Origin of the sequence: Candidatus Leptofilum sp., from assembly GCF_965223525.1 — a bacterium.
GTDB lineage: Bacteria > Chloroflexota > Anaerolineae > Promineifilales > Promineifilaceae > Leptofilum.
The window spans coordinates 1,274,281-1,300,310 of record NZ_OZ245005.1 but is presented as its reverse complement, the minus strand read 5'-3'; the positions used below and the strand labels follow the sequence as shown (position 1 = coordinate 1,300,310).

The window sequence follows — 26,030 nt, the reverse complement described above, 5'->3', positions numbered from 1 at the left end:
TTGCCAACTTGACTCAGTCGAACAAAATAACCCTGAGAGTATGATTTTGCGGCGAGGACACATTCGATTGACCATTTTTTTCTTGGCCTTTTTGCTGACGGTGGCTGCCTGCTCCAATAGCGAAACTGGCGAAGCGCCACCGACCCTCACGGCCGTTCCCAACCCCACACCAACCCGCAGCACCATTGCAGAAGGCACAGTCGTTCCCGCCACAAACTTACCGCCAGAACCAACCGTGACGGATACGGCCGTACCCACCGAACCAGCCCCCACCCCCGTTAGCATCATTGATATACCCGGCGCAACCGTGCCGCCCGGCTTCAGCTTCATCAAATTTGCCGACATTTACCGCCCGACAGGTCTCACCTTTGATGCCTCTGGGCGGCTGTTTGTTACCTCCTTTGATGGTACGGTGCATATTTTGGCCGATTTAGATGGTGACGGCCGTTCCGACAGCGACCAGCTATTCGCCAGCGGCTTTAACATCCCGCTGGGCATCACCCTGCGCCCCAGCACCAACGACGTCTATGTAAGCAGCAACGGCCAAATCACCCTGCTGCGCGACGAAAACGGGGATGATGTGGCTGACCTGCGCGAAACAGTTGTCAGCGGCATCCCCACCGGGCTGCATCAAAACGACAACCTCAAATTTGGGGCCGATGGCTGGCTGTACATGGGCGTTGGCTCCACCTGCGATGTCTGCGTTGAGGCCGACAGCCGCAGTGCCACCATCATGCGCTTCAACGTAGATACAGGCGAGAGCGAAATCATCGCCACTGGCCTGCGAAACCCCTACGACTTGGCCTTCCATCCCGTCACAGGCGATCTGTTTGCCACCGACAACGGCCGTGACGATCTCGGCCTGGGCAATCCATTGGAAGAGCTAAACCACATCATCGTGGGCAGTGATTATGGCTGGCCGGGCTGCTGGAATGATGGCGAAGGGGATGATTGTGTCGGGACAGAAACGGCCGTTGCCTTCTTCGATCCCCACGCCTCTGCCAACGGGCTGGACTTTTACGCCGCCAACCAATTCCCCGCTGAATACCAAAACGACGCCTTCGTTGCTATCTTTGGCACATTTTTAACCGATGGCGTCCCCACAGGCATTGTCCGTGTGCAGCTTTCGCCATCCGGCGAAAGCTATGAAGGCAGCGTAAGCTGGTTTGCCCAATGGCCAGAGGCTCGCCCGCTGCCGCTCATCATAGGGCCAGACGGTGCTATTTACGTAGGAGATTATCTAAATAGTGTGATTTACAGGATTAGTTATGGGAATTGACAAGTTGTCAAGTATTTCATAATTCATCCTTCCTAATTCATAATTTTCAAAGGAGATGATTATGCGAAGAATTTTGAGTTTATTAGGAACGCTCTTGCTGCTTTTGCTGGCGGTGGGATGTGGTGGGGCAGAAACGGCCGTGCCCGCACAGCCAAACACCGCCACAGAAAACGAAGCCGATGTGCAATCTGTGGCGGCTAAACCGCAGCTCATTGAATTTTATGCAGACTGGTGACCGACCTGCCAACGAATGAAGCCCATCGTGAATGAGCTAGCAACTGAATATGGCACGCAAATTGAATTTGTACCCGTCAACATTGATGATCCGGAATCTGCCGAGCTAAAGCAGCAGTATGGCTTCCGCTACCAGCCCCACTTTTTGTTGATTGATGCAAACGGTGATGTGATCGAAGAGTGGCTTGGCTACACGGACGCCGCCTTCTTTGAACAAACCTTCGCCACTGTTTTGGAAAATTAGCATTTCTAACTGTTTGGCGGTTCATTTTTATTGGTCTTCCGCAATTTGCGAGCTGTGGCCGGCGTCGGCACATACATGTGCAGCCGTGCCACCTGCCTGGCTCGGTTAGGAAACCGGCCAGAGCGACTAGATAAGTCCTATTTTATATAAATTTTGGCAGAATGAACCGCCAAACCGATGAGTTTGCCCTTCCCCAACAGATTTGTTACGATCCCGACTGTTGGTTAAAAATTTGTGTGCATGAGACCGGTGATCATTGGGTCCCTGGCGGCGAAAGCTGTCGAACCGCGTCAGGTCCGGAAGGAAGCAGCGCTAAGGCAACACTTTCGGGTGCCCAGGATCACCTGGTGGTCATCGGTCTCATGTACATAATTATGATTATGTGCATAATTTGGAGATTAGAGATTGGAGATTCACAATGGTCGCCCTCCAATCTCTTTTTTTATGATGGGTGCTTTTTTGACAGGCGGAAAACGGTTACTTGTTGGGCTGGTAATTTTGCTGGCGTTGGGCGGTGTCATTGCGGCCGGATATGCTGCCACGCAAGAAACCTACACCATCTACATAGATGACCAACCGCCACAAACAGTTACTGGACGGCACGCCACAGTCAGTGAAGTCCTAGCTGCCGTCGGGCTGGAAATTCGTCCGGAAGATTTGGTACTGCCAAGTTTGGAAGAAACGGCCGTTTCCCAAACCGCCATCCAAATTATCCGCGCCCAGCCAATTACTGTCCGTTCTGAAGCAGGCACGCAAACCTACTGGACGCGCCAGCCCACCCTGGGCGCATTTTTGGCCGAATTTGGGCTGCTGCCCCAGCGCACCGATCAGCTTATTGCTGATGATCAGCCCGTTTCTTTTGCCATGCTAGACCAAACGCCCCTGCCCCAAACGCTGGAAATCGGCCGTTTTGTCACCGTCACCATTTTAGATGGCGCAAACCAGCAAACGCTCCGCACGGCCGTTCAAACCGTTGGCGAGGCATTGGCAGAAGCGGGCATTGACGTGTACGGTAGCGACGGCGTGGAGCCGCCCTTGGGCGCATGGCTGCAGCCCAACATGAGCATCCAGGTACGCCGCTCCTTCCCGCTAACTATTTCTGTGGACGGCCGTATCACCCAAATTCGCAGCCACCACAGCAACGTTTTAGACGTGCTGGCCGAGGCAGGTATTGGCCTGGTGGGGTTCGATTACACCGTCCCTGGCCCAGACACGCCGCTGAAAGCCAACGACACCATCCAGGTGATCCGCGTGACGGAAGATTTTCGCCTGGTGGATGAACCGATTCCCTACCAAACCCTGTGGCAAGCGTCTGACCAGCTAGATTTGGACACAACGGCCGTCGTTAGCGTCGGCCAGCCCGGTATTTTGCGGCAGCGGGTGCGGGTGCGCTATGAAAATGGCGTGGAAGTGAGCCAAACGGTAGATGGTGAATGGGTCGCCCAGCAGCCGGTCAATCAGGTTATCGGCTACGGCACAAAGATCACCATCCGCACGGTGAACACGCCGCAAGGCCCGCTGGAATATTGGCGTGTGGTGCGGATGCGCGTCACGTCGTACACGGCCGCCAGTTCCGGCAAGCCGCCAGACCATCCGCAATATGGCATCACTGCCAGCGGCCTGCCTGCTGGCACCGGCATTGTGGCCATAGATCGCAGCGTGGTGCCTTTCCGCTCTGAGGTGTACGTGCCCGGCTATGGCGTGGGGTTTGCGGGGGATACAGGCGGCGGCGTGCGCGGCCGTTGGATCGATCTGGGCTACGATGAAGATGAGTACGTCGCCTGGTCTGGCTATGTGGATGTGTATTATCTTACTCCCGTGCCGCCACCAGAAGATATTAACTACTTGCTACCGACGGCACTGCCATAGACATGTGATTAGTAATTGGGTGATTTTTTAGTGGTCGCTCAATTACCAATTACTCAGTTACTCACCATGCACCCCAAACAACTCCTCACCCGCTACCAAATTGAGCCAAAAAAGAGCCTGGGGCAAAACTTTTTGTTCGATGAAAACGTGCTGGCGCGGATTGTGGAGGCAGCAGAGCTGACACCTTTTGAGCCAGTGCTGGAGATAGGGCCGGGGCTGGGTAGCCTAACGCGGTTTCTGGCGCGAACGGCCGCTTCCGTAACGGCCGTTGAGCTAGACCAGCGCTTCCTACCCATCCTGCAAACCGAACTGGCCTACTTTGAGAATGTCCACATCATTCATGGCGACATTTTAGAGCAAAATCTGGATGCCCTGTTTGACCAACCTTACAAAGTGGTAGCCAATGTCCCGTACTACATCACCGGAGCCATTTTGCGCCATCTGCTTTCTGCCAAACAAAAACCAGCCAGCGTCGTCATGACCGTGCAAAAAGAGGTGGCCGAGCGGATAACGGCCGTTCCCCCAAAAATGAGCCTGCTTGCCATCAGCACCCAGCTTTACGGCACGCCAGAACTGATTAGCACCATTAAAGCAGGCGCTTTTTGGCCCCGCCCCGATGTGGATTCGGCCGTACTGCGCCTGACCTTGTTCCCAGAACCACAGATCCCCTTTGCCGAAGAAAAGAAATTCTTCACAATTGTGAAGGCCGGTTTCAGTCAAAAACGGAAACAGTTAAAAAACAATCTGCGCCAATTGGGGTATAATCAAGACGAGGTTTCGGCTCTGTTACAGGCCGCAGAAGTAGACGGCCGTCGTCGCGCCGAAACGCTAACCTTAACCGAATGGCTCGCCATTTACCAAACCCTAAATTTATGACTCAACTCTCCGACAAATTGACCAACTTTATCCAGCAGATGCCCAAGGCGGAGATTCACATTCACCTGGAAGGCTCTATCCAACCCAAAACCGTGCTGGAGCTGGCCAAAAGGCACAACAAAGTCGGCACCCTGCCCAGCGACACCGAAGAAGGTCTGCGTCGCTGGTTTACGTTTACTGACTTCCCCCACTTCGTAGAAATTTATCTCACCATTCAGGATTTAATCCGTTCGGCCGATGATTTTGCCCTGATTGTGTACGAAAACGGGGCCGACATGGCCGCGCAGAATATCCGCTACCGCGAAATCACCGTTACCCCCTACACTCACACAGATTACCAAAACAAAGGGCTAGATTTTGCTGAACTGTACCGGGGGCTGGAAAACGGCCGTGTCAAAGCCAAAGAAGCGTTCGGTGTGGAGATGCGCTGGGTGTTTGATGTTGCCCGCAACCTCACCGACAATGAAGACGGCAGCTACAACCCTACCCCCGCCGAAAAAACATTAGCATACGCCCTGGAAGGCAAGAAAAGTGGGGGCGTCGTGGGCTTTGGTTTAGGAGGCTATGAAGTAGGCTACCCGCCCGAACGCTTCGCCCACGCCTTTGAAAAAGCAAAAGCGGCTGGCTTACTCAGCGTGCCCCACGCCGGGGAAACAGTGGGGCCAGAAAGCATCTGGGGCAGCCTTAGGGCTTTACAGGCAGACCGCATTGGGCACGGCGTACGCGCCATCGAAGACCCTGCGTTGCTAGCCACCCTCAAAGTACAGCAAATCCCCTTAGAAGTGAATATCACCAGCAACATTTGCCTAAACATATTCCCCAGCCTAGCTGCCCACCCCGTCCGTCAGCTAGATGATCGCGGCCTGTTTATCACCATCAACAGCGACGACCCACCGCAATTCAACACCAATCTAGTGGAAGAATACAATATCCTCGCCCGCGAGTTTGGCTACAGCACCGCTGGATTAGCCCGCATCGCCCGCAACGCCTTCATCGCCGCTGGTGTGGAAACAGAAGTGAAAGAACGCCTGCTGCGTGAATTTGACGCCTGGGTGCGTGAGAATCGGTAGGTCAGTCATCCGTAATCAGTAAACAGTCTCTTTTTCTCTGTGAGTCTCTGCGCTTTCTCCGTGAAACTCCGTGTTCCGCTTTTTTAGCAGCGATTAATCTCAAATGCGTGTCAAATCATTGATGCAAAATGCGGTTAAAGCGGCGGTTGAGGGCGAAAATCCACAGCAGTTGGTAAACAAACCCCACCAGCGCCACTGGCCAAATACCTGATTCACCCGCTTCGATCATCCAGTAGAGCTTGGGCGGCCAATAAGTGGGCAGCAATCCAAACAGCCACTGCCAATTTCCCCCAATAAAGTAGGCTGCAAACGGCACCACAAAAAAGATGCCTGCGCCTTTCATCAGGGCAAAGCCTTGCACTTTGTTGTTGGCAAATGCTGCCATAAAAATGGCCAGCAGCGGAGCCAATGGCGCGGCGACAAAGCCCAACAGCAGCAGTTCCCAAAAGGCAAAACGCGTCACCCCCGCGAGCGGCAGGGAAATGATTAAAAGCAGCACAGTCAGCAAAACAGGCATTCCCAGACGGTAAGCCATGTAGTTGTTTAGTGAAAGCGGGGTTACTTGCAGGGCAATCAGGCTGCCCTCGTCCCGCTCGTCTAGCAGTAAAAAGCCAATAACAACGCCAAACACGGCGGGCGCACCAATCACCAGATAGCTCATCAGCATCACCACGTAAGGCGACAAATCGAACTGGGCGTGTGCTTGTAGTTCAGTCACCAGCCAGGGCCAACCAAAGCGTGCCAGCAGAGCAAGCAGCAGAGGGATAAAAACCATCCAGCGCAGCATCTCATCGCGTCCCACGTTTCGCACATCAATGGGGCCGAGGGCTTTGAATACGGCCGTTCCTTTCATAACCACATCTCCTAAAAACCTGTCAGGTTTTGGAGCTACCTTGTTTGCAAAAAGTTTTGCCTAACACAGCTACTCCTCGAGCAATCTACTTCGTAAACCTGACAGGTTTAAATCACGATCACGCTTGCTTCACAATAATAAACCGATAAAAGATGCGCTGGCTAAATTTGAACAGCAAGCCAATCCACAGCGCCGCGTACAGCACGCCGTACACCATTTGCCAACCAGCAATGGGCTGGAACGCTCCCTTGAGCAGCAGCAGCGTGGCCTGCACCGGATGCAGGTAAAGCAGCGGCGAGTGCCACAGCCCCAGATAATCCAGCAGCGGCAGCGTCAGGGCCATCGTTATAAGTACGGAGGGCATGAGGAAGCGGTTGATGCTGTCGTAGCGGGCCACGGCAATAAAGCCAAACAGCACGTTGAAGCTGGCCATCAGCCCCAAACCCAGCAGGAGCAGCAGAAGGTTATAGTTGAGACCGTAAACGGCCGTTACAATCACCACATTCTCCATTAGCGTCAACAAAGTCAGGCTAATCACCTTTGCGGCCAAATATTCGCTTTGGCGCAGCGGCGAGACGATGAGCCCTTCCAGCACGCCATCCCCCTTTTCCAGCAAAACCAACCCAGCCAAAAAGTAAAATGTGCCGATGGTCATGTTGCCCAGCACAAACAGGGGCAAAATAGTTGGCAGTTCAGCACGGGGAAATTGCCACAGCACAATTGTCATGATGACGGCGATGAACGCCGCCGCGTAGTAAAAACCGTGCCGGAATTGCAAGCGCATCTCCCAGCGCACGGCCGTTTGCAAACGTGTCATGCCAACTGCCTCCCGGTGACCTCGATGAAAATCTCTTCGAGCGTCGCCTCCTGCGTGTGCATCGTTTTGATGCTGCCCTCACGCAGCAACTGCTGGAAACGGCCGTTCTCGGCCAGCCCTGCCAGCGCAAACTCTGCCTGAGCCACATGCCCATTTTGCTGAAACCCAACCTGCACCTGCGGACGGCCGTACTGCAAGCGCAGCGCATCCGGCGCGTCAATCAGCTTGATTTCGCCTTCCACAATGAACGCCACCCGGTCACACAGCTCACCGGCCACGTTCATGTCGTGGGTGGTCAGGAAAATCGTGGTGCCAGCCGCCTGCTGCTGCCGGATTAGCTCCTTGATGCGCCGCGCATTCACCGGGTCTAATCCGGCTGTGGGCTCATCCAAAAAGAGAAGCTGTGGGCTGTGCAGCAGCGCCCGCGCCACGCTGAGGCGATTTTTCATCCCTTTGGAATATTGTCCCACCAGCAAATCGCCGTCATTTTCCAGCCCCACCAGCGCCAAAAGTTCTTCTGGCGAGCGCGTTTCTGCTTCATACAGTGCCGCGTAGTAGGTGAGGTTTTCAGTGGCGGTGAGCTTTAGGTAATGGTTGGGCAGTTCGAAGGAGACGCCAATCTGTTCGTAATAATCGGAGCCCCAACTGGTTAACGGCCGTTCCAGCACCGTTACCTCCCCTGCAAACCCGCGCAGCAGCCCGTTCAAAATCTTTTGCGTGGTGGATTTACCCGCGCCGCTAGGCCCCAGGAAGCCAAAGATTTCGCCTTTGGCTACGCGGAAGTTGAGGTTGCGAACGGCCGTTTTCTGGCTGCCAGCATAGGTAAAACTCAAATTGGCTACACGAATCATGATTTTTCCCTTTGCCGCGGATTTCGCGGATTTACGCAGATTTTTAATCCGTAAAATCCTGCAATCCGTGGCTAATTTTCTTCAAGTTGCACAGAGAGGAGCGTCACGCCCAAATCGCGCAGGCGGTTGAGGAAGCCGTAGAGGGCGCTTTGGTCAGCCAACACGGCCGTAATCACCGTCTCATTGTTTACATAACACACCGATACGGCCGCATACCGCGCCAATCTGACACCATCCAGCCGCCCCCGCACCCGAATTTGGTATCTGACAACATCGGTGACAATCACAATGGTTTCTCCAGTAAAAATTTATGAATTGTGAAGGATGAATTATGAAAAAATCTGCGTTCATCCGCGTTTATCTGCGTCCAATTTTTGATTGTGGCTTTTGCCACGTCATGCAAAACGAAATTCGCCCTACACAATGAGGTTTCATTATCTTCTTGAGCGTGAAGATGGGAATATGATACGGCCGTTCACCTACGGCCGTCATTCATCCAAAGGTGAATTTTGGGGGTTGATTCGGGGTAAAAATTATCTGACGCCTTCGGGCACCCGCGTAAAGACGTACAGTTCGGCAAAGATATTGCCATCCAAAGTGATCGTTAAATCCATCTTGTCAGCGAAAAAAGCAATCGTTGCCGAGCCGCTGAATTCGTCATAGCCTGTCAACAATAACGAGGTGTCGGTCACAAACTGATAGCGCATCTCGATGATTTCACCAGTCTCAACGTCATCAATTTGCAAACGGCCGTCCGCCTGAAAATCGAAAATCTTGTGGCCAAAAATACCGTCATTCACTTCCCACTTGCCTAAAATATATTCAGATTCTTCCGATTCTACGGCCGTTTCCGGTTGTGTAGGGTCAGGCGCATTGCTCCCGGCACCACAGCCAACACCAGTGAACAGCACCAGCAGGATTGGCAGCCAAATCAAGTTAAAACGAAACAAATTTTTCATCGAAATCCTTTTATTTGAAAGGTAAATCTCACGACGGAAGAAGTCCAACTTTTTGAAAAAGTTGAACTTCTAAAGCGGTGCGTAACTTTTAATTTTATAGCAGATCCAACGCCCGAGCCTTTGCCACTGCTTCAGTGCGGCGTGCCACGCCCAGCTTGCCGAACACATTGTTGAGATGCTTTTTCACCGTCCCCACCGTCACAAACAGTTGCTCAGCAATTTCCCGATTGGAACGGCCGTCTGCCACCAACCGCAACACCTCCAACTCTCGTTCACTCAATGGCTCCAGCAGCGGCTGGGTTGCATGGCCCTGCCCAAATTCCGCCAAAACGGCATCTACAAAGTTGGGAGCCACCTGGCGCACCGTGGGGAGCAAGGCAATGAGGCGCTCGCCTTCGTCCAAAAACAGCCGTCGGTAATTTTCGGGGGCCGCCAGGCGAACAGCCGTCACCAAAGCCACCTCTGCCTGCTCCTCTTGCCCAAGCTGATGATGCACCTGTGCTTGCAGCAATGCCCCGTGCATCTGCACCAACTTGCGCCCGGTTTGCCGCACCCGTCGGGTAAGCTGTTCTAGAAAATCCAGGGCCTCTGCCGGTTGGCTCTGCGTCAGCCGCAGCCGCGCCAGCACCAACAAATCCAATTCCTGCTGATAAATGTTGACCTTGTTGAGCGTAGCAACGGCCGTTTCCGCCCATCGTTCCACCGGTTCAACCGCCCCCTGCCGCAGCAAAAGCTCTGCCTCCACCGCCGCCAGCATCGGCGTGTAGGCATCAAACCGAGCCTGGCGCAGCCGCTGCTGCACCTCGGCCAAAATGTGGCGCGCTTCCGCTCCTGCTCCTTGCGCCTGCCGCAGCCGCGCCAAAGCCAACTGCGCCGAAATATCCGCCCCCAGCAGTGCCAGCGGCTCAACAGCCATAATGCCCTGCTGAATGAGTTGCTCGGCCTCAACCAATTCATTTTTCTGGTAAACCAGCTCCCCCAACATTGCCAACGCCAGCCCAATCATCGGCGGCGGCGACTGACTGCCCTGCAGCTCAGCAATCAAATCACGGCACAGCCGCTCCGCTTCGCGCCGGAGAGCCTGCGCGTTCAACGCTTGTGCCAAATTCACCGTTGCCCCCACCGTCATAAACGGATCGTGGCTGGCGCGACCTGCTGCCACTGCCTGATGCAGCGTCGCCACCGAGCCAGCCACATCCCCCTGGGTATTTTGCGCTTCTGCCAAAATGAGCAACACCATGTTGCGGAAAAATTGCTCAGACGCATCTAGCTGATCAAGCACGGCCTGCACCTGGGCAACGGCCGTTTGGCTGGCAGTTTGGGTCAGGGTCAAACAAGCCTGCAAGGACAGCAAGCGGGGCAAAGCGCCCCCGCCCGCCTGAGCCGCCAGCGCGGCATAGCGCGTCGCCTCGTCGCCCTGCCCCATCAGCCAGTGCAGCCAACCCGCGTTGGCCGCCAGTTCCGCATCTGCCGCCACCTGGGTGGCAGGCAGCGCAGCGAGCCAGGCGTGCAGCGTAGTCAACTCTCCCTGCTTAAATGCTGCCGGAGCCGCCTGCTTAATAAATTTAGCCGCCAGGTCAAAATCATCAGCGGCCAGGGCGTAGCCAATGGCTTCTGGCAGAAAATCTTGTTCTGCCAACCAGCAGGCAGCGCGGCTTTGGATGGTCGCCTGCGCCGCCTCCGGCAGTTCTGTACGAAGCAAATCGGCAAAGAGGCGGTGGTAGCGGTACCAGCGACGACGGCCGTCCAGCGGAATCAAAAATAGATTGGCCTGCTCTAGTTGGCGCAGCAAGTCGGCACTGTCGTCTCGCCCAGTGACGGCATCTGCCAGGTCGGGGGTAAAGCGGTTGAGCACGGCCGTTTCCTGCAAAAATGTGCGGCGATCATCTGGCTGCTGCTGAAGCACTTCCGCCATAAAATAGTCCAGCACGTACCGATTGCTGCCACCAAAATCCGCCAGCCGTGCCGCCAACGCTTCTTCCTCAGCGGCAACGCTTACCAACGCCAGCGCAGCCAGCTGCAAGCCCGCTGCCCAGCCCTCGGTACGGCGATTGAGGGTAGAAACGGCCGTTTCTGGCAACTTTACCTGCATCGTTTGGCGCAAAAAAGCGGCCGTTTCTTCGGCAGAAAATTGCAGCTCTCGCTGGCGCAACTCTACCAGTTGACGTTGCGCCCGGAGGCGGGGCAGCGGCAGCGGTGGGTCTTCGCGACTGGTAAGCAACAAGTGGGTGTTGGGTGGCAAATGCTCCACAAAAAGGGCAATGGCCGCTTGCACCAAATCGTTGGTAATCAAATGAAAATCATCCAGAACGAGCAGCAACGGCTGTTTCTGGCGGGCAAGCTGGTTTAGCAGTTGAGTTGCCAACGGCTGGAGCGTCGCCAGCGGCGTGGGCAAGCTGGCCAGCAGTCCGTCACCCAGCGCAGGAGCCACTTGCTGCACCGCTGCCAGCCAGTAGGCGGCAAAACGCGCCGGGTCGTTGTCTGCCTCATCCAGCGACAGCCAGGCAACAGATTCTGGCGGCAGTCCGGCAGGTAGCTGGGCCAGCCAAGCCACTGCCAGTGAGGTTTTGCCGAAGCCAGCGGGCGCAGAGATGAGCGTGAGAGGTCGCAAGAAACGGCCAGCCAGCCATAGTTGGTCGTTGAGTTTTTTTACAAGATGGGGGCGTGGGATGAGAAACGGCCGTAGCGACGGCATAAACAGCTTCGTGTGCAGCAAAACCCCAGTTTCAGACATAGCGCAATTATAGGCAGGACGGCCGTGTTTGGCACAACACCTCATTTGCCAGATAATCGCCCCCAAAATGGAGGTAAACGTGAAGATTAAATTGCACCGCCCCCGACGCGCCGTCTGGAACGTCACCGTTGTTTTATTTTTACTGAGTTTGGCTGGCTTCTTTCTAGGCGTTCCGATTCTAAGCGATTTGGCCTATTATTTGATGCTTTTAGCTGCCAGTCTGCTAATTTTGGGAACCTGGGTTATCTAAATGAGTAAACATCTCGTTATCGTCGCAGGCAACATTGGGGCTGGCAAAACCACACTCACCGAGCGCATCGGTGACCGCCTAGGCTGGCGCACCGCCTATGAATCCGTCATAGACAATCCATACTTGTCCGATTTTTATGCCGACATGCGGCAATGGGCCTTCCATTTGCAAGTGTTCTACATCGGCCACCGCGCCGAGCAATATTTGCAACTCGCCCACAGCCCAGAATCGGCCATTGCTGACCGCAGCATTTTTGAAGATGCCTTCATCTTTGCCCGCGCCTTGCACCACATGGGCAACCTCAGTGAGCGCGATTACCATGCTTACCGCCGCGCCTTCGATTTGGTGGTTAATGGCCTACCCAAACCAGATTTGCTGCTTTATTTAAAAGCACCTGTGCCTGTGCTGCTAGAGCGCATTCAGCAGCGTGGCCGCGCTATGGAAAGCGGCATCACCGCCGATTACCTCAGCCTGCTAGACACCTTCTACGACGACTGGCTACGCTCATTCGATATTTGCCCCGTGCTGATGATTCCTAGCCAGGATTTGGATTTCGTTAATAAGCCAAAGCATCTAGACATTGTGGTACAGCGTATTCAGGACAAGCTGTCTGGCCAGGAAAGTGTCGTCTTCCCAGATTAACTCCCTGCCTAGATGTGACACACTATGTTTGCATTTTTCAATTGTCATTCCCGCGAATGCGGGAACCCCCTCTGGCGGTCAGGATAGATACCGCCTGCGCGGGTATGACACAGTCTGAGGTCCATGCTATACTTTGCAACAAGTTATTGTGTCCTAAGGTTGGCCAGAAGTGAGCAAGGCAAACGATGCTGTGAAACGACCAATACCGTCCGACTCCCCGTGTCGGCGACCACAGCGTAGTATTCGGAGGTCAAAATGAGCACGGAAATTCGCGGCACAGCCCATTTTATCCAACAAGAAAATATCCGCCTTCAAAAAGAAAATGAGCAGCTGCAGCAAGAAATTGTGCGCCTGCGCCTCATCTTACGCAATTTGGGCAATCTGAACCAGATGGCTCTCTCCATCCACCCAGAAACCGACATTCTTGTCCTGCTAGATCAAATCTTGCAGGCGGCACTAGACAGTATTCAAGCAGAAGATGGTTCCCTGCTGCTGGTAGATGAAGAAACAGAAGAACTCTCTTTTGTGGTGGTACACGGCGCGGTACGCACGCGACTTGTGGGGCATCGCATTCCGCTGGGCATGGGCATTGCTGGCTGGGTTGCCCAACATGCCGAATCTGTTGTGGTGCCCAATGTGCAATCAGACCCCCGCTTCTCTTCCCGCGTGGACCAAGCGTTCCATTTCAAAACACGCTCGCTGGTCTGTGTGCCAATTGTTTTCTCTGGTCGGGTTTTGGGCGTTATTCAGGCACTCAACAAAAGCAACCGCAAAGAGTTCACTAATCCCGATTTGCTTATGCTCAATGTGGTCGCACAGCTAGCTGCGGCTGCAATTGCCCGCGCCGAAAGCGTTTTGCTAAGCGAAGAGTAACCGCTGCTGCATTTACTCGGCCAGCACCTGGCAACCAACTTGCGTGGGATGATCCTGCACTTTGGCTCGGCTAGGCACACCGCGCACTGCCCACAGTACGGCCGCATCCCCCCCAGCCGCCAGCAACATTAACGTTGCCCACATCACTAGCAGCGGCTGCTGCACCGCCACGCCAGCGAAGCCTGGCAGCACCCCCAAAAACAAACCAGGCAACGCGACAGAAATGCGGTAAGCAGTCGTTTGCAGCGGATCGCGGCAATGGGCGTATGGCGCAAACCCTTGCCAGCTAACGCCAAACTTGATGCGCCGCCACGGGACGCCTCCCACCAGCCAAAAGCCCGCCGCGTGCAGCAGTTCATGCACAACCACGCTCACCACTAATACCACAATCAACGTGCTAATGCCCCCTAACGAACCATCAAAGAACGCAGCGAAAGGCCAGACATGCCAAATTGCCCAATAGGGCAGCCAAAAGAACAGAAAGGCCAATGGCAGCATCAAAAGAGCCATCAAATTGGCCCAGTTCATAGGTACGGTGGCATCGTAAGCGACATCTTTTTCTGGCTCTTCAGACATGGATTATTCTTCTTCTGGCGGCACACTTTGAGTTTGTTCCTGACGAGACAGTGCTTCATTAAAAAAAGCAACTAGCCGATGATTGTATTCATTCTGGCGGGTGTGCCACCCTTGACCGTGTCGTGCTTCGGGAATTTGCCAAAAGACGGCCGTTTCCACCTTATCCGCCAAATTTTGCAGCATCTTCGCTTCGTCCCCAGCACCGGTTGCGATGAGTAGCAACGGCCGTTGCCCCAAACGTGCTGCCGCCGCCGCATTAGACGGCAATGATTTTTGTCGGGCAAAGCGCAAAATAAAGCGCATATACAATTTCTGCTGCCTATAAGCAAACTGCCGCCACCAGGCAGTTGGTGCGGGAACATCAGCCAAAACAGCCGGGCTGGTGCCTTCCCCACCCACGGCGCGAATCGCTACCGTTTGGGCTGCCGCCTGTAGTGCAAACATTCCTCCCACAGAAACCCCCATCGCGCCGATGCCTCCTGGCTGCACATCGGGGCGTTTACTCAGGTAAGCAACGGCCGCCAACACATCATCCACGCTGGATTGGCCCCTGGCAAAACGCCGCCCGCCGCTGCTGCCGTGTGCCCGCAAATCGTACATGAGGATGCCGTACCCGGCTTGCAGCAACGCTTCTGCCTGGTGAACCACCCCCAGTCGGTTGCCACTGTGACCATGCAGCAAAATAACGGCCGCTTGATTGCGCGAGGGGATATACCAACCCGCCAGCTTCACCCCGTCCTGGCTGGTCAGCACCACATCTTCGTAAGTAACCCCTAAATTGGTTGGCGTGAAGTAAGCAATCTTCATGCGCGGGGGGCGTACAAAAAGATAGGCAGCATAATATGGCCGAAAGAAATAGTAAAAAATCAGCAGGGGAACAACAAACAGCAACTCTACAGGAAAACCATCACTCACCAGGAGATTCTATCCCAATCTGCGCCAAAAGACCGATCTGGAGACTATTGGAATGTGGAATTAGAGAAAAATCTGCTTTCTGGTGCATTGACGCCAGCATCCATGCACTGTATGATACGCGCAAGTTTGCTCAACTCGGCAAACTATTAACAATCTACCAGCAACGAACTCAGGTGCGCCTAACGCCCGGATGCGCGGCGCACATAGCAATATGCTGTGAAGGGGAAGCCCGGTGGCCTGTTTATAATATTTAAACAGGGAGTCCGGCACTGTCCCGCAACGGTAACGTAATTGTAAATTGTGAATAGTTAACAATTAACGGCTAATTATTCACAATTTACAATTACCAAGTCCGAATACCTGCCTGTTTTCTTGCTCGTAACCTTCGTGGACAAAGGTAAGCGAGTGATTATGGATTTTTGCCATTGCAACATTACTAGCTCACCTCTGGGTGAGCTTTTTTGTTGTCCTCCGGTTCGTCAAAGTCACAAAACAGTAATGAGTCTGGCCGCTTGCCTTGTGCCTGAGAAGATCATTTTTCCAAAAGGAGACAACAGATGAAAAAGTTCAATCCCCTTATTTTACTGCTTTTGCTGGCGATGTTGCTGCTAGCAGCTTGCGGCGGCACGGCTAGCGAAGCGCCTGCCGACAACACAACCACAGCAGAAGAGCCAAGTACAGCCGAAGAAGCAACGGCAGAACCAGAACAGGAATCAACCGAAGAACCGATGGTTGAAGCCCCTACCAGCAATCTCACTGATGGCTGCGTGGAAAATTATGATGAAACAGTGGACTATTTTCCAGAGAAAACGGCCGTTTCCCACGCCGACGGGTTCATCATTGAATATTTCAACAACTACAAAGTTGTTACCGTTGCTGCCCCCTGGCTGGGCGCAGAAGATTCCGCTACGTATGTGCTGGTGCAGTGCGGCACGCCCAATCCCCCTGGCTATGACGATGCCGTGATGCTAGACGTGCCCATCAGCAGCTTTGTCTCCATGTCCACCACCTACCTGCCCCATTTGGAACAGTTTGGCTTGCTAGACAGCCTGGTTGGCGTAGATTTTGCCAGCTACGCCTACAACCCCACCGTGCAAGAAAAATACGCCGCAGGCGAGTTGGTAGAGCTTGGCAGCGGTGCAACGGTAGATGTGGAAGCAGCTCTGGCACTAGAACCACACGTCATCATGACCTCCGCCAGCGGCTCGGCTGACTTTGACACCCATCCCAAACTGCAGGAAGTGGGGCTGACGGTGGTGCTCAATGCCGACTATCTGGATGTCACGCCCCTGGGTCGCGCCGAGTGGGGCAAATTCATCGCCGTTTTCTACAATGAAGAAGCCCAAGCCGACACCTGGTTTGATGAAGTGGCGGTGGAATATGAAGCGTTAGCTGCCTTAACTGCTAACGTGGAAGAACGGCCGTCTGTGTTTACCAACACCCCCTTTGAAGGCACCTGGTACATGCCCGGCGGCCAAAGCTACACGGCACTGCTGCTCAACAACGCTGGCGCTAACTACCTCTGGGGAGCGGATGAATCTACCAGCACGCTATTCCTTGATTTTGAATCAGTCTTTGACCAGGCAGCTGACGGCACTTACTGGATCAACCTTGGTTTTGTCTCTTCGTTGGCAGATTTAGAAACCACCGATGCGCGATTTGCCGATTTTGCTGCCTTCCAAAATGGCACCGTGTACAACTACGATTTACGTACCAACGAATTTGGCGGCAATGACTTTTTCGAGAGTGCCGCTGCCAATCCGCACTGGGTTCTGGCTGATTTGATCAAGATATTCCATCCTGAGCTTTTGCCAGACCACGAATTTGTGTATTACCGATTGGTAGAGTAATTCATTTGTAGGGGCAGGCCTAAGACCTGCCCCCTACCGACAGTGTATGGATTTTGTATGCGTCACGATCCAACGGCCATATCCCCCAAAAACCGGCAGCACTGGGCCATGAGCCTGCTGCTGCTGGCTTTGCTGGGTGCATTTTTGCTGAGTTTGTTTGTTGGTTCGGTACGCATTCCGCTCGATGAAATCTTGCGGATTTTGCTGGGCGGCGCGGCCGAACGGGAAACCTGGACCACGATTGTGCTCAAATTTCGGTTGCCTAAGGCGGTAACGGCCGTCCTCGCCGGATCAGCCCTAAGCGTAAGTGGCTTGCAAATGCAAACCATGTTCCGCAATCCGTTGGCAGGGCCATTTGTGCTGGGCATCAACTCTGGCGCCAGCCTGGGCGTGGCCTTGGTGGTGTTGGCCGTGGGTACGGGCAGCACCTTGCTGGCCGGGCTGGGGCTTCTGAGCGATTTTGGCATTGTGGTGGCCGCTAGCCTAGGTGCGGGACTGGTGCTCTTTTTGGTGCTAGCGGTAGCTCGCCGCGTAGAAACGATGACCCTACTCATCCTCGGACTGATGTTTGGCTATGCCACCAGCGCCCTGGTAAGCGTGCTGCTTTACTTTAGCATCGCCGAGCGCATTCAGGCGTATATCGCCTGGACCTTTGGCAGCTTTGGTGGCGTCACCTGGCGGCAGATGCAGGTGATGGCACCAGCGGTGCTGCTGGGCTTGATCATCGCCTGGCTGTCTGCCAAGCCGCTCAATGCGCTGCTGCTGGGCGAAACCTACGCGCAAAGCCTGGGGCTGTCTGTGCGGCGTGCCCGCTTCACGGTTTTGGTCAGCGCGTCGCTGATGGCCGGGGCAATCACAGCTTTTTGTGGGCCAATTGGTTTTGTAGGCGTGGCCGTGCCGCACCTGTGCCGCAGCCTGTTTAGCACCTCGAACCACCGGCTGCTCATTCCAGCCACCATTTTGCTGGGCGGCATTGTGGCGCTGCTGGCCGATTTGCTGGCGCAGCTACCGGGTAGCCAAACCACCCTGCCACTTAATGCTGTTACTGCGCTGATTGGTGCGCCGGTGGTCACCTGGGTCATTTTGCGGCAGCGCAATCTGCGCTCGTCCTTCGCAGGGTAAAAATTAGCCACAGATTTCACGGATTGCACAGATTTTTGAACAGCCAATTCACAAAATCCGCGCAATCCGTAGCTTGAGGTAGAGGAAAAATGATGCCTAAACCAATTTTGCACAGTGAGAACTTGGCAATTGGCTACCCAAAACGGAATGAGCCGCCATTCGTGGTGGCGGAAAAAATTGAGGTGGGTTTGCAACCTGGGGAGCTGGTTTGCCTGTTGGGGCCAAATGGGGCGGGCAAAAGTACCCTCATGCGAACGTTGGCAGGCATGCAAACACCACTGCACGGCCGTATCCTCCTCAATCAGCAAAATCTCAACCAGCTCACAGCCCGCCAACTGGCTCGCCAACTGAGCGTGGTGCTGACGGAGCCTATCAACGCGGGGATGCTGACCGGGTGGGATTTGGTGGCTTTGGGGCGGCACCCGTATACAAATTGGGCGGGGAGATTGACGGCGGTGGATGAAACGGCCGTAAACCAAGCCATCGCTGCCGTAGGAGCCACACCGTTGGCCCAGCGGCACATTCACACCCTCAGCGACGGCGAGCGGCAAAAGATTATGATCGCCCGCGCATTGGCCCAGGAACCAAAGGTGATGCTGCTGGATGAGCCAACAGCCTACCTGGATCTGCCGCGTCGGGTGGAGATAATGCACATTTTGCGCCAACTCGCCCGCGATTCGCAGCGGGCCATTTTGCTCTCCACGCACGACCTGGATTTGGCTCTGCGGAATGCCGATAAGATTTGGCTGTTACCAAAGGGAAGCGCACTGCAAGTGGGTTCGCCAGAGGAGCTGGTGCTAAACGGTAGCTTTGAAGCGGCGTTTCAGGCAGATGGCGTGCAGTTTGACCAGCAGACTGGCTCTTTCAGGATAGCAATGCAGCAAGCGGGGCAAATTGATTTGGTGGGAGAGGGTTTGTCGGCAGTGTGGACGAAGCGGGCGTTGGAGCGGGTTGGCTTTGCCGTGCATGAAGGGTCGAATGGTGCTGCTATGCGGGTTCAGGTATTGGGAGATGGGAGGGATGTGCGGAACGGCCGTATCGAGTGGCAACTCATCAAATCCCGACAAACTGTCATCCACCACAGCCTTACCGATTTAGTGGATGATCTAAAAGTCTCAGCAGAAAATCCTTAATTTAGATTTGCAAACCAATCCAGCAATGGTGCCGCCCGTTGATCCATCACGTCCTTCACTACCTTATGGTACGCATCCAAATATTCCCAAAGCGATAGTTTCGTCAGCCGTTCATGGTTGTTGAGCAGCAGCCCTTCTACCCAGTCCAGGTTTGAGCGAATCATTGCTAGATCGCCCAATTGCAAAGCCGCCTCAATATTGTTGCCAAACTCTTCGTTGGTGTTGTTCAATAACGCTGTTGGCATGTTAGAAAGCTCTGGTAGCTGGTGCAGCCGCGCCTCGACGGCAGAACGCGCCGCAACAAAACGTTGGTAGGCATCTAAATAGTTCTGCGTCGCTTTCTTCACCTTGCCAATCGGCGGGTTGGATTGCAACAGTTCTTCTACCACTTGGGGCACTTGGTCTAAAGATTTACCCAAAAAATGCCCAGGAATAATAGTTACCAGTTGGGGAATGTGGTTAAAAACGGCACCGCCAAATGCAAGCGGGATATTCATCTCCTGCAACTTGTGCGCCATTGGCAACAAGTTGGCCGCAGTAATTAAGGTCTGGGCTGACATAATAACCATCAGGGGTTTAATTTGGGTGACAGACGCTTCCATACGGTCTAGCGGCACGTTGGCTCCCAAATAAACTACATCCCGCCCCTGGCGGCGCAGCATGAGGCTGATGATGAGGGGGGAGAAAGTGTGAAGCTCATGAGGGGGGCAGGCAACAAGGATACGGCCGTTCTTCGTGGGTGCGGGCAAGGCAGCCAATAATGCCTCTAATTGACGCAATGCCAACGCCGACGCAAAATGCTCCTGCTGCACCGTTACTCGACCCTCATACCACCCTTTGCCAATCTCGGTTAACCCCTGCTGCAATACTCGGTAGCAAACTGTTTCCAGCGGAAACAAAGCAAACGCACGGGCCAACAGATGTTGCGCCTGATATTCATCAAACGCCAGACACGCAGCAACCCAAGCAGCACGCAAATCATTCACCCGCTCCCCGTCAATATGGGGAAAAGCGGGTTCTATTGTGCCTTTGTCAGGCGGCAGTAATGGATTTTGACCATCCTTTTCCAACTGTTGCCACAGCTCGACGGCATGGCTAATGCTCATGCCCTCCTCCTGGCGAGCAACCAGCCATTTGAGCATTTCAATTTCGTGCTGAGAGTAAAGGCGGTGTCCCCCGCGTGTGCGCTGCGGATTTGGCATGCCGTAGCGACGCTCCCAAGCCCGCAAAGTATCCGGTTTGAGCCCGGTTTCTTGAACAACAACTTTCATATTGAATGTGGGAATACGTTTATTTGCAGACATAGTGCTTCCTGAAACTTGTGACTTATTTGTGGAGCTATGTTAACACAATTGTTTAGCTTTTGTCCACATTTTGGCTTGATTCAATATTTTTGCCCCGGCACTGGCTATTTTCCTTAACGACTTCGTTTTTTGAAGAGGCAAGATACAATTCAAGTTATGATTCATTTCACGGTGGGGCAACTATTGGCCAAAAAGGCAACAAACACGCTGGGGCATCTGATTTATGTGGTGCGGGATGCCAACCTGGTTTTTTATGTCGGGCAGTCGCGGCGGGATGTGCCGACGCGCTTTGGCGAGCATCTGCAAAAGCCGAGCCGGCTGGGTCAACTCATTCAGCTTAATGCGCCCGCTTCACATGAATGGTCGGTAGCGTTTTATGCGCTGGCGGATTGTGCAGCGTTTGTGCGGCAAAAATCGCTGTTTGCCCTGCAAGAGTGGCAACATTTTGACATGGACATGGCAGAAAAAGCAATGATTGAGGCCATGCACCCCGTGCTGAATCAGGATTTCAACGAGAGGCCAACGCCGTTGCCAGTCCGCTATCGGGGACATGCCGCCCTGTTTTTGCTCAAGCCAAGCACGGCTACTTCGGCGACGCTCAGCACGGCCGTTTCCCCCACAACGTCCCCCCAAGACCGCATCTGGCTCAACCGCATGAGCTTACAGGGCTGGGTACGTGAAACAGTCGGCAGCCACACCATTTGGCGGCACACGAGCGGCAAAACCCTCACCGAAGCAGAAATGGCTCCCTACCGGCAAGCAGGCAAACTACCAAAACTTTAATTGTGAATTGTGAACAGGGCTTCATTCACAATTATCACGGGGTCGGCGTAGGGCATGGCGGCGGCGGGGTGAAGACAATCGAGTAGCTATTGTTGGTTTCGTCCACTTCCACCACTTGTTGCGCTGAATCCGCTTCGGCGTTAACGCCAGCCACTGGGCCAGCGTCAAAGTTAATCGAGGCGGTTGTTTCGCCGAGTGACCCGAGGCTATCCACGTTGGTGGTTGAGTTGTTGATGGTTACTTCAAATGGGCCAGCATCCCCCACGCCAAAGTTATCTACACTCACAGACACGGTGCCGGGACCGCCCCAGGGGCAATCGTCGTAGGTAACGGTGTAGCTGCCAATTTCCAGGTCTGGCAGCTGGGTAGCTAGCGTGGGCGGAATGGTGGGTGGTTCAGTTGGTGGAACGGCCGTTGCGGTGGGTGGTGTTTCGCCACAAGCCACCAAAATCAATCCGCAAAGAAAAGCCACCAAACCAAAAACCAATAATTTCTTCAAACGCATCATCTTCATCGCCAAAATTCCTTTTGTCCATTTTGTAGGGGCAGACCCCCGTGTCTGCCCGCTTTGGGCGCACCTCCGTGTGCGCCCCTACCCCTGGAAATTACAATAATCTAGGCATATTCAACGGCCGTCTAACGAAATCAATCCTCGCTGTGCCGCTACGGTCACCGCCTCGGTGCGGTTGCCCACGTTCAGCTTGCTCAAAATTGCACTTACGTGGAACTTCACCGTGCGCTCACTGATGACGAGCTTGGCAGCAATCTCCTTGTTTTGTAAGCCCTGCGCCAGCTCTTGCAGCACCTCTAGCTCGCGGGGGGTGAGCTGCTCCAGCGGCGGTTCCGGCGGCTGAGCCACCCGCAGCATCAGCTTGTGAGCCACAATAGGTTGCAGCAGCGAGCCGCCCTCATGCACCACGCGGATGGCGTTGAACAGCTCGTTACGCGGCGCGCCTTTGAGCAAGTAGCCTTGAGCCCCGGCTTGAACGGCCGTTACAATCCGCTCATCAGTGTCAAAAGCGGTAAACATGATTACCCGCTCATTGGGGTTGGCGGCGCGAAGCTGGCGTAGCGTCTCTACCCCGTCCATCTCCGGCATCTCGATGTCTAGCAGCACCACGTCTGGCTTTATCTCGGCGACCTGTTGGATTGTGGAACGGCCGTTGCCCGCCTGCCCCACAATCTCAAAATCTGGCTGCGTACTCAAAATTGCCTCCAAGCCATCCCGCACCACCGGATGATCATCTGCCAAAAAGATACGAATTTGCTTACTCATCTGCTTACTCATCTGCTTTTTCACCCTGCCGAACGGCGCGAGGCGTCAGCAGCACTTTGTCCACCCGTCGCCAATCCATATCCAGCACCTCAAAACCAAAGCCATCCCACTCAAAACGGTCCCCCGCCTTTGGAATGCGCCCTAGCTGGAACATCACAAAGCCACCCAGCGTCTGGTAATAATTTGTGTCCTCTTCCGGCATCTCCTCAATATTGAACAACATCTTGAAATCATCAATCAACATCTTGCCATCTACCAACCAGGTACCGTCTTCACGCTTGGTCGCTGTCGGGTCTTCCGGATCGTGCAGTTCCGGCACGTCACCCACAATCGTTTCGATCAAATCGTTAAAGGTGAGCAACCCATCCACACCGCCATGCTCATCCAACACAAAGGCGATTTGCGCTTTTTCCTCTTTGAATCGATCCAGAAGTTCAAGCACAGGTAGCCCCTCTGGAACAAAAAGCGCCGGTTTAATAGCGGCTTCAAGATCAAGTGACTTGCCAGACAAGCTTTGCGCCAACAAATCTTTCACAAATACGATGCCTAGCAAATTATCCGCCTCATCCCGTGAGACGGGAAAGCGTGAATGGCCACTTTCGATGATTTTTTGCTGGTTAACCTCCAGCGGATCGTCCAGATCGAGCCAGACAATATCGGTGCGGTCAGTCATGAGCGCATTGACCCGCTGGCCGCCCAGACGCAGCACCTGCTCGACCATTTCCTCCTTTTTGGGGTTGATCACGCCGCTTTCAGCCCCTTGCTGCACCAATATTTGCAACTCCTCTACGGTAACCGGAGGTGCCTTGGTAGGTTTAACGCGCAATAAGCGCAACACCACTCTGGTGGAGAAGCTCAACAGGCGCACCAGCGGCGATGTCATTTTGGCCAACACGTTCATCGGCCGAGCCATCAGGCTGGCGATGCGTTCTGGATTGTTCAGGCCAATTTGCTTGGGCACTAGCTCGCCAATGACCAAAGAGAGGTAGGTGATGAGCACCACCACAATGCCCAGGCTAACGCTTTGGCTGTACGGGCCGATGAGGGGCAAATCTTCTAGTAAGGGAGCCAAATCGGCGGCAATGGTTTGGCCACCAAACACGCCTGCCAAAATGCCAATGAGGGTAATGCCAATTTGAACCGTCGAAAGGAAATCTCCTGAATCATTGGCCAAATTCAGCGCTTGCTGTGCGCCACGCTTACCCTCGTTGGCTTGCTGAATCAGCCGCGCTTTCTTGGCAGACACAACAGAGATTTCTGCCATCGCAAAGATGCCGTTGGCGATAATTAAAAGCAATACAATTAACATTTAGCTACCTGTGTTCGAGAACAAACCTGCGGGAGGTTGGCTGATTTTCATTCATTTGCTGGCCTGCGCGAGGTTGATGTCTCATAAAGGAATTTGAGCCTCTAGTTTTGTCCCTTGTCCGGGCGTACTTTCGATGTGGAAACGGCCGTTCAACAACTTCACCCGCTCATTCAACCCCATAAGCCCAAACCGACCTTGGCTTACATCTTCCAATTCAAAGCCACGACCATCGTCCTCAACCGCAAGCGTGACCATTTGCGGGGTTGCCACCAATTTTACCGTGATTTGGTTGGCCTGGGCGTGTTGGCAGGCATTGTTAATCGCCTCCTGCGCTATGCGGTAAATGCCAGTTTCCACGCGGGGCGGTAGCGGCTGGTTGCCACCCGTCACCAGCAAATCAACTGGCAAGGAGGCGGCTTCCGCCAGCAGTGCCAACGCCTCTACCAGCGTATGCCCAGCTAGCGGTGCAGCCCGCAAATCTAACACGGAGCGGCGTGCTTCTTCCAGATTGGCTCGCGTAAGCGCCAATGCTTGCTGCACCATCTGGCGAATGCGTACCGGATCGGCTTCTGCTTCCAGCAGGGCATCGGCGGATTCTAGTTGGAGAGAAACGGCCGTTAACCCTTGCGCCAAGGTATCATGAATTTCCCGCGCTAGCCGGTTGCGCTCCTCCACTGCGCCGACCTCGGCGCTGCGCTCAAACAGGCGCGCCCGCTCCACGGCAATGCCCAGCATGTCGCCGATGGTGTACAAAAGCTGCAAATCGTCGGCGGAGAGCTGCCGCCAATCGGTGCTGGCCACGTTGAGTACGCCCAACTTTTTGCCATGAGCGTACAGGGGGATGCTGGCATGGTAACGCAGTCCGTCGGTGCCATCCACCAAATTTTTCAGGCGGCTGCACGCCACCACATTCACGTTGGCAGCACCATCCAAATCGCCGTCGCGGTAAGTATCCAGACAGTAGCAGCTCCCTTCCATTTTGTGGGGATGCAGCCCCAGCGCAGGCGGCAAATTTTGGGAAGCCGCTAAATACGATTGGTTGTCATCTTCCCGCAGCAGCCAAACCCAGCCGGTTTGCAGATCGAGCAGTTCGGCCACCTGTGCCAAAATGGCGCGCAGCGTCTGCTCCAAATCAACTGAGCGGTTGAGTGCCTGGGCCATGCTATTGATGATGGAAAGCTCGGCGTTGCGCCTTTGCAACTGCCGGGCGTGTTCATCTATGGACATGAGTGTATTTAACTGTGAAAGTGCCTGGGTGGCAAGTCCACGGGTAGGGGCGAGGCAATCGGCCACGATCTTTATCTAGCAAACGGCCGTTTCTCCGATTGCCTCACCCTGTTTGCCGCAATTTAGGGCGAGGCGGTGGCTAGAGTAGATCGTTCGTTATATCACACATTATTCGCCACCGCCTCGCCCCTACTATACAATTCTGCCTCATGTTATTGGCACTGGATATTGGCAACACAAATATTACGCTGGGGGTGTGGAACGGCCGTTCCTGGCAGCACACCTGGCGACTGCTCACCAACCCATCCCAAACGGCCGATGAGTACGGCGTTATTTTGAAAATGTTGCTAAAGGAGGCGGGGGTGTTAACGGCCGTTACGCAAGCAATTATGGCCAGCGTCGTGCCAGCACTCAGCCAAACCTTCGCCCAAATTTGCCAGGAACAGCTAAATGTTCCCCTGCTGAACGTAAATTCAAGTACACCCATGGGTCTCACCATTTTGGCCGATGTGCCGACGGCCGTTGGCGCAGACCGCTTGGTAAACGCGGTAGCTGCCTTTGATCTGTTCCAGGCACCCTGCATCATCATAGATATGGGGACGGCCACCAAATTTGATTTGGTCTCTGCCCGGCAGGAATTTTTGGGCGGGGTAATTGCCCCCGGCCTGGGGCTGGCGGCAGAAGCCTTGGCTCGCCGCGCCGCCAAGCTAAGTCAAGTGGCGCTAGAAGCCCCGCCGCAAACCATCGGCAAAAACACGGTACACGCTATGCAGTCTGGCCTGGTGTTTGGCTATCTGTCCCTCATCGAGGGGTTGGTAGCACGGCTCAAGGCCGAACATCCCGACAACGCGCAAAAGATTCACATTCTGGGCACGGGTGGGCTAATTGATTTAATGGCACCGCATACGGCCGTACTTGACCACATTGACCCCTGGCTAACGTTGACAGGCTTGCGCGTCATTCATGACAAGGTGAAAGGGTGAT

The 26,030-nt window shown here is 54.4% G+C and carries 28 protein-coding genes, 1 other RNA gene and 1 riboswitch; of the genes, 15 read left to right on the top strand and 14 right to left on the bottom strand.

Annotation, left to right across the window (positions count from 1 at the left end; all coding sequences use genetic code 11):
- The first annotated feature begins 67 nt into the window (after positions 1-67).
- The 7 genes from ACOQPM_RS22705 to add all read left to right on the top strand — a co-directional run bounded on the left by ACOQPM_RS22705 (position 68) and on the right by add (position 5,572).
- Positions 68-1,279, top strand: coding sequence for a DUF7133 domain-containing protein (locus tag ACOQPM_RS22705; protein ID WP_420630673.1), 1,212 nt, complete (start codon positions 68-70; stop codon positions 1,277-1,279).
- Between the two features lie 61 nt (positions 1,280-1,340).
- Positions 1,341-1,514, top strand: coding sequence for a hypothetical protein (locus ACOQPM_RS22700; RefSeq protein WP_420630672.1), 174 nt, complete (start codon positions 1,341-1,343; stop codon positions 1,512-1,514).
- A 15-nt stretch (positions 1,515-1,529) separates the two neighbouring features.
- Positions 1,530-1,757, top strand: coding sequence for a TlpA family protein disulfide reductase (locus ACOQPM_RS22695; protein WP_420630671.1), 228 nt, complete (start codon positions 1,530-1,532; stop codon positions 1,755-1,757).
- Positions 1,758-2,011: 254 nt separating this feature from the next.
- Positions 2,012-2,110: signal recognition particle sRNA small type (gene ffs, locus ACOQPM_RS22690), an RNA gene on the top strand.
- Positions 2,111-2,162: 52 nt separating this feature from the next.
- Positions 2,163-3,626 carry a ubiquitin-like domain-containing protein gene (locus tag ACOQPM_RS22685; RefSeq protein ID WP_420630670.1) on the top strand — a complete coding sequence of 488 codons (1,464 nt, stop codon included), beginning with the start codon at positions 2,163-2,165 and terminating at the stop codon, positions 3,624-3,626.
- A gap of 15 nt (positions 3,627-3,641) precedes the next feature.
- A complete protein-coding gene (gene rsmA, locus ACOQPM_RS22680) occupies positions 3,642-4,502 on the top strand; it encodes a 16S rRNA (adenine(1518)-N(6)/adenine(1519)-N(6))-dimethyltransferase RsmA (protein WP_420630669.1) in 861 nt (286 codons plus the stop codon).
- Positions 4,499-5,572 (top strand): adenosine deaminase, encoded by a 1,074-nt coding sequence (add, locus tag ACOQPM_RS22675; RefSeq protein WP_420630668.1) that lies wholly within the window; start codon positions 4,499-4,501, stop codon positions 5,570-5,572. Before rsmA ends, add begins: the two co-directional genes overlap by 4 nt.
- Positions 5,573-5,687: 115 nt before the next feature.
- On the opposite strand, the gene ACOQPM_RS22670 is transcribed toward add, so the two are convergent.
- The 6 genes from ACOQPM_RS22670 to ACOQPM_RS22645 all read right to left on the bottom strand — a co-directional run bounded on the left by ACOQPM_RS22670 (position 5,688) and on the right by ACOQPM_RS22645 (position 11,786).
- Positions 5,688-6,425: a hypothetical protein gene (locus tag ACOQPM_RS22670; protein WP_420630667.1), complete on the bottom strand. Its 738-nt coding sequence runs from the start codon at positions 6,423-6,425 to the stop codon at positions 5,688-5,690.
- A 118-nt stretch (positions 6,426-6,543) separates the two neighbouring features.
- Positions 6,544-7,242 (bottom strand): ABC transporter permease, encoded by a 699-nt coding sequence (locus ACOQPM_RS22665; RefSeq protein ID WP_420630666.1) that lies wholly within the window; start codon positions 7,240-7,242, stop codon positions 6,544-6,546.
- The gene (locus ACOQPM_RS22660) at positions 7,239-8,093 is read right to left on the bottom strand and encodes an ATP-binding cassette domain-containing protein (RefSeq protein WP_420630665.1); all 855 of its coding nucleotides are present in this window, start codon (positions 8,091-8,093) and stop codon (positions 7,239-7,241) included. The genes ACOQPM_RS22665 and ACOQPM_RS22660 overlap by 4 nt, the downstream gene beginning before the upstream one ends.
- 71 nt (positions 8,094-8,164) lie before the next feature.
- Positions 8,165-8,380, bottom strand: a complete 216-nt coding sequence (locus ACOQPM_RS22655) for a hypothetical protein (protein ID WP_420630664.1) — start codon at positions 8,378-8,380, stop codon at positions 8,165-8,167.
- A 246-nt stretch (positions 8,381-8,626) separates the two neighbouring features.
- The gene (locus tag ACOQPM_RS22650) at positions 8,627-9,052 is read right to left on the bottom strand and encodes a hypothetical protein (RefSeq protein ID WP_420630663.1); all 426 of its coding nucleotides are present in this window, start codon (positions 9,050-9,052) and stop codon (positions 8,627-8,629) included.
- A 94-nt stretch (positions 9,053-9,146) separates the two neighbouring features.
- Positions 9,147-11,786, bottom strand: coding sequence for a LuxR C-terminal-related transcriptional regulator (locus ACOQPM_RS22645; protein WP_420630662.1), 2,640 nt, complete (start codon positions 11,784-11,786; stop codon positions 9,147-9,149).
- A gap of 79 nt (positions 11,787-11,865) precedes the next feature.
- On the opposite strand from ACOQPM_RS22645, the gene ACOQPM_RS22640 reads away from it, so the two are divergent.
- From ACOQPM_RS22640 to ACOQPM_RS22630, 3 genes are all read left to right on the top strand, one after another.
- Complete coding sequence (locus tag ACOQPM_RS22640; protein ID WP_420630661.1) at positions 11,866-12,036, top strand: hypothetical protein; 171 nt, start codon at positions 11,866-11,868, stop codon at positions 12,034-12,036.
- Positions 12,037-12,678: a deoxynucleoside kinase gene (locus tag ACOQPM_RS22635; RefSeq protein WP_420630660.1), complete on the top strand. Its 642-nt coding sequence runs from the start codon at positions 12,037-12,039 to the stop codon at positions 12,676-12,678.
- Positions 12,679-12,933: 255 nt separating this feature from the next.
- Positions 12,934-13,551, top strand: a complete 618-nt coding sequence (locus ACOQPM_RS22630; protein ID WP_420630659.1) for a GAF domain-containing protein — start codon at positions 12,934-12,936, stop codon at positions 13,549-13,551.
- A gap of 12 nt (positions 13,552-13,563) precedes the next feature.
- Here the strand turns inward: ACOQPM_RS22630 and ACOQPM_RS22625 are convergent, their stop codons facing one another.
- A complete protein-coding gene (locus ACOQPM_RS22625; RefSeq protein WP_420630658.1) occupies positions 13,564-14,127 on the bottom strand; it encodes a DUF3267 domain-containing protein in 564 nt (187 codons plus the stop codon).
- Positions 14,128-14,130: 3 nt separating this feature from the next.
- Positions 14,131-15,042: an alpha/beta hydrolase gene (locus ACOQPM_RS22620; RefSeq protein WP_420630657.1), complete on the bottom strand. Its 912-nt coding sequence runs from the start codon at positions 15,040-15,042 to the stop codon at positions 14,131-14,133.
- Positions 15,043-15,196: 154 nt separating this feature from the next.
- Positions 15,197-15,425: riboswitch (cobalamin riboswitch) on the top strand.
- Between the two features lie 174 nt (positions 15,426-15,599).
- Here ACOQPM_RS22620 and ACOQPM_RS22615 point away from each other — a divergent pair.
- The 3 genes from ACOQPM_RS22615 (at position 15,600) to ACOQPM_RS22605 (ending at position 19,147) form a co-directional block, all read left to right on the top strand.
- Positions 15,600-16,892, top strand: a complete 1,293-nt coding sequence (locus tag ACOQPM_RS22615; protein WP_420630656.1) for an ABC transporter substrate-binding protein — start codon at positions 15,600-15,602, stop codon at positions 16,890-16,892.
- A 57-nt stretch (positions 16,893-16,949) separates the two neighbouring features.
- Positions 16,950-18,014 (top strand): iron chelate uptake ABC transporter family permease subunit, encoded by a 1,065-nt coding sequence (locus tag ACOQPM_RS22610; protein ID WP_420630655.1) that lies wholly within the window; start codon positions 16,950-16,952, stop codon positions 18,012-18,014.
- 89 nt (positions 18,015-18,103) lie between these two features.
- Positions 18,104-19,147, top strand: coding sequence for an ABC transporter ATP-binding protein (locus ACOQPM_RS22605; RefSeq protein WP_420630654.1), 1,044 nt, complete (start codon positions 18,104-18,106; stop codon positions 19,145-19,147).
- On the opposite strand, the gene ACOQPM_RS22600 is transcribed toward ACOQPM_RS22605, so the two are convergent.
- Positions 19,144-20,451: a MerR family transcriptional regulator gene (locus ACOQPM_RS22600; RefSeq protein ID WP_420630653.1), complete on the bottom strand. Its 1,308-nt coding sequence runs from the start codon at positions 20,449-20,451 to the stop codon at positions 19,144-19,146. The two genes, ACOQPM_RS22605 and ACOQPM_RS22600, sit on opposite strands and share 4 nt — an antisense overlap.
- A gap of 156 nt (positions 20,452-20,607) precedes the next feature.
- Between ACOQPM_RS22600 and ACOQPM_RS22595 the strand changes: the two genes are divergently transcribed.
- The gene (locus ACOQPM_RS22595; RefSeq protein WP_420630652.1) at positions 20,608-21,234 is read left to right on the top strand and encodes a GIY-YIG nuclease family protein; all 627 of its coding nucleotides are present in this window, start codon (positions 20,608-20,610) and stop codon (positions 21,232-21,234) included.
- Positions 21,235-21,268: 34 nt separating this feature from the next.
- Here the strand turns inward: ACOQPM_RS22595 and ACOQPM_RS22590 are convergent, their stop codons facing one another.
- The 5 genes from ACOQPM_RS22590 to ACOQPM_RS22570 form a co-directional block, all read right to left on the bottom strand.
- Entirely contained in the window at positions 21,269-21,679 is a 411-nt protein-coding gene (locus tag ACOQPM_RS22590) for a CARDB domain-containing protein (RefSeq protein ID WP_420630651.1), read from the bottom strand.
- A complete protein-coding gene (locus ACOQPM_RS22585; RefSeq protein ID WP_420630650.1) occupies positions 21,630-21,770 on the bottom strand; it encodes a hypothetical protein in 141 nt (46 codons plus the stop codon). Before ACOQPM_RS22585 ends, ACOQPM_RS22590 begins: the two co-directional genes overlap by 50 nt.
- 89 nt (positions 21,771-21,859) lie before the next feature.
- Entirely contained in the window at positions 21,860-22,510 is a 651-nt protein-coding gene (locus ACOQPM_RS22580; protein WP_420630649.1) for a response regulator, read from the bottom strand.
- A gap of 4 nt (positions 22,511-22,514) precedes the next feature.
- Entirely contained in the window at positions 22,515-23,819 is a 1,305-nt protein-coding gene (locus ACOQPM_RS22575; protein ID WP_420630648.1) for a hemolysin family protein, read from the bottom strand.
- A gap of 81 nt (positions 23,820-23,900) precedes the next feature.
- Positions 23,901-25,046, bottom strand: coding sequence for a histidine kinase (locus ACOQPM_RS22570; RefSeq protein WP_420630647.1), 1,146 nt, complete (start codon positions 25,044-25,046; stop codon positions 23,901-23,903).
- Positions 25,047-25,255: 209 nt separating this feature from the next.
- Between ACOQPM_RS22570 and ACOQPM_RS22565 the strand changes: the two genes are divergently transcribed.
- Positions 25,256-26,029, top strand: a complete 774-nt coding sequence (locus ACOQPM_RS22565) for a type III pantothenate kinase (protein WP_420630646.1) — start codon at positions 25,256-25,258, stop codon at positions 26,027-26,029.
- Position 26,030 lies beyond the last annotated feature (1 nt).

What these genes read in the sequence shown, in the direction of transcription:
- ACOQPM_RS22630 (WP_420630659.1), top strand. Translation starts at nt 12,934, where the DNA reads ATGAGCACGGAAATTCGCGGCACAGCCCATTTTATCCAACAAGAAAAT.
- ACOQPM_RS22660 (WP_420630665.1), bottom strand. Translation starts at nt 8,093, where the DNA reads ATGATTCGTGTAGCCAATTTGAGTTTTACCTATGCTGGCAGCCAGAAA.
- ACOQPM_RS22615 (WP_420630656.1), top strand. Translation starts at nt 15,600, where the DNA reads ATGAAAAAGTTCAATCCCCTTATTTTACTGCTTTTGCTGGCGATGTTG.
- ACOQPM_RS22600 (WP_420630653.1), bottom strand. Translation starts at nt 20,451, where the DNA reads ATGTCTGCAAATAAACGTATTCCCACATTCAATATGAAAGTTGTTGTT.
- ACOQPM_RS22625 (WP_420630658.1), bottom strand. Translation starts at nt 14,127, where the DNA reads ATGTCTGAAGAGCCAGAAAAAGATGTCGCTTACGATGCCACCGTACCT.
- ACOQPM_RS22605 (WP_420630654.1), top strand. Translation starts at nt 18,104, where the DNA reads ATGATGCCTAAACCAATTTTGCACAGTGAGAACTTGGCAATTGGCTAC.
- ACOQPM_RS22695 (WP_420630671.1), top strand. Translation starts at nt 1,530, where the DNA reads ATGAAGCCCATCGTGAATGAGCTAGCAACTGAATATGGCACGCAAATT.
- ACOQPM_RS22665 (WP_420630666.1), bottom strand. Translation starts at nt 7,242, where the DNA reads ATGACACGTTTGCAAACGGCCGTGCGCTGGGAGATGCGCTTGCAATTC.
- ACOQPM_RS22575 (WP_420630648.1), bottom strand. Translation starts at nt 23,819, where the DNA reads ATGTTAATTGTATTGCTTTTAATTATCGCCAACGGCATCTTTGCGATG.
- ACOQPM_RS22595 (WP_420630652.1), top strand. Translation starts at nt 20,608, where the DNA reads ATGATTCATTTCACGGTGGGGCAACTATTGGCCAAAAAGGCAACAAAC.
- ACOQPM_RS22635 (WP_420630660.1), top strand. Translation starts at nt 12,037, where the DNA reads ATGAGTAAACATCTCGTTATCGTCGCAGGCAACATTGGGGCTGGCAAA.
- ACOQPM_RS22585 (WP_420630650.1), bottom strand. Translation starts at nt 21,770, where the DNA reads ATGGACAAAAGGAATTTTGGCGATGAAGATGATGCGTTTGAAGAAATT.
- ACOQPM_RS22645 (WP_420630662.1), bottom strand. Translation starts at nt 11,786, where the DNA reads ATGTCTGAAACTGGGGTTTTGCTGCACACGAAGCTGTTTATGCCGTCG.
- ACOQPM_RS22610 (WP_420630655.1), top strand. Translation starts at nt 16,950, where the DNA reads ATGCGTCACGATCCAACGGCCATATCCCCCAAAAACCGGCAGCACTGG.
- add (WP_420630668.1), top strand. Translation starts at nt 4,499, where the DNA reads ATGACTCAACTCTCCGACAAATTGACCAACTTTATCCAGCAGATGCCC.
- ACOQPM_RS22650 (WP_420630663.1), bottom strand. Translation starts at nt 9,052, where the DNA reads ATGAAAAATTTGTTTCGTTTTAACTTGATTTGGCTGCCAATCCTGCTG.
- ACOQPM_RS22700 (WP_420630672.1), top strand. Translation starts at nt 1,341, where the DNA reads ATGCGAAGAATTTTGAGTTTATTAGGAACGCTCTTGCTGCTTTTGCTG.
- ACOQPM_RS22670 (WP_420630667.1), bottom strand. Translation starts at nt 6,425, where the DNA reads ATGAAAGGAACGGCCGTATTCAAAGCCCTCGGCCCCATTGATGTGCGA.
- ACOQPM_RS22565 (WP_420630646.1), top strand. Translation starts at nt 25,256, where the DNA reads ATGTTATTGGCACTGGATATTGGCAACACAAATATTACGCTGGGGGTG.
- ACOQPM_RS22580 (WP_420630649.1), bottom strand. Translation starts at nt 22,510, where the DNA reads ATGAGTAAGCAAATTCGTATCTTTTTGGCAGATGATCATCCGGTGGTG.
- ACOQPM_RS22570 (WP_420630647.1), bottom strand. Translation starts at nt 25,046, where the DNA reads ATGTCCATAGATGAACACGCCCGGCAGTTGCAAAGGCGCAACGCCGAG.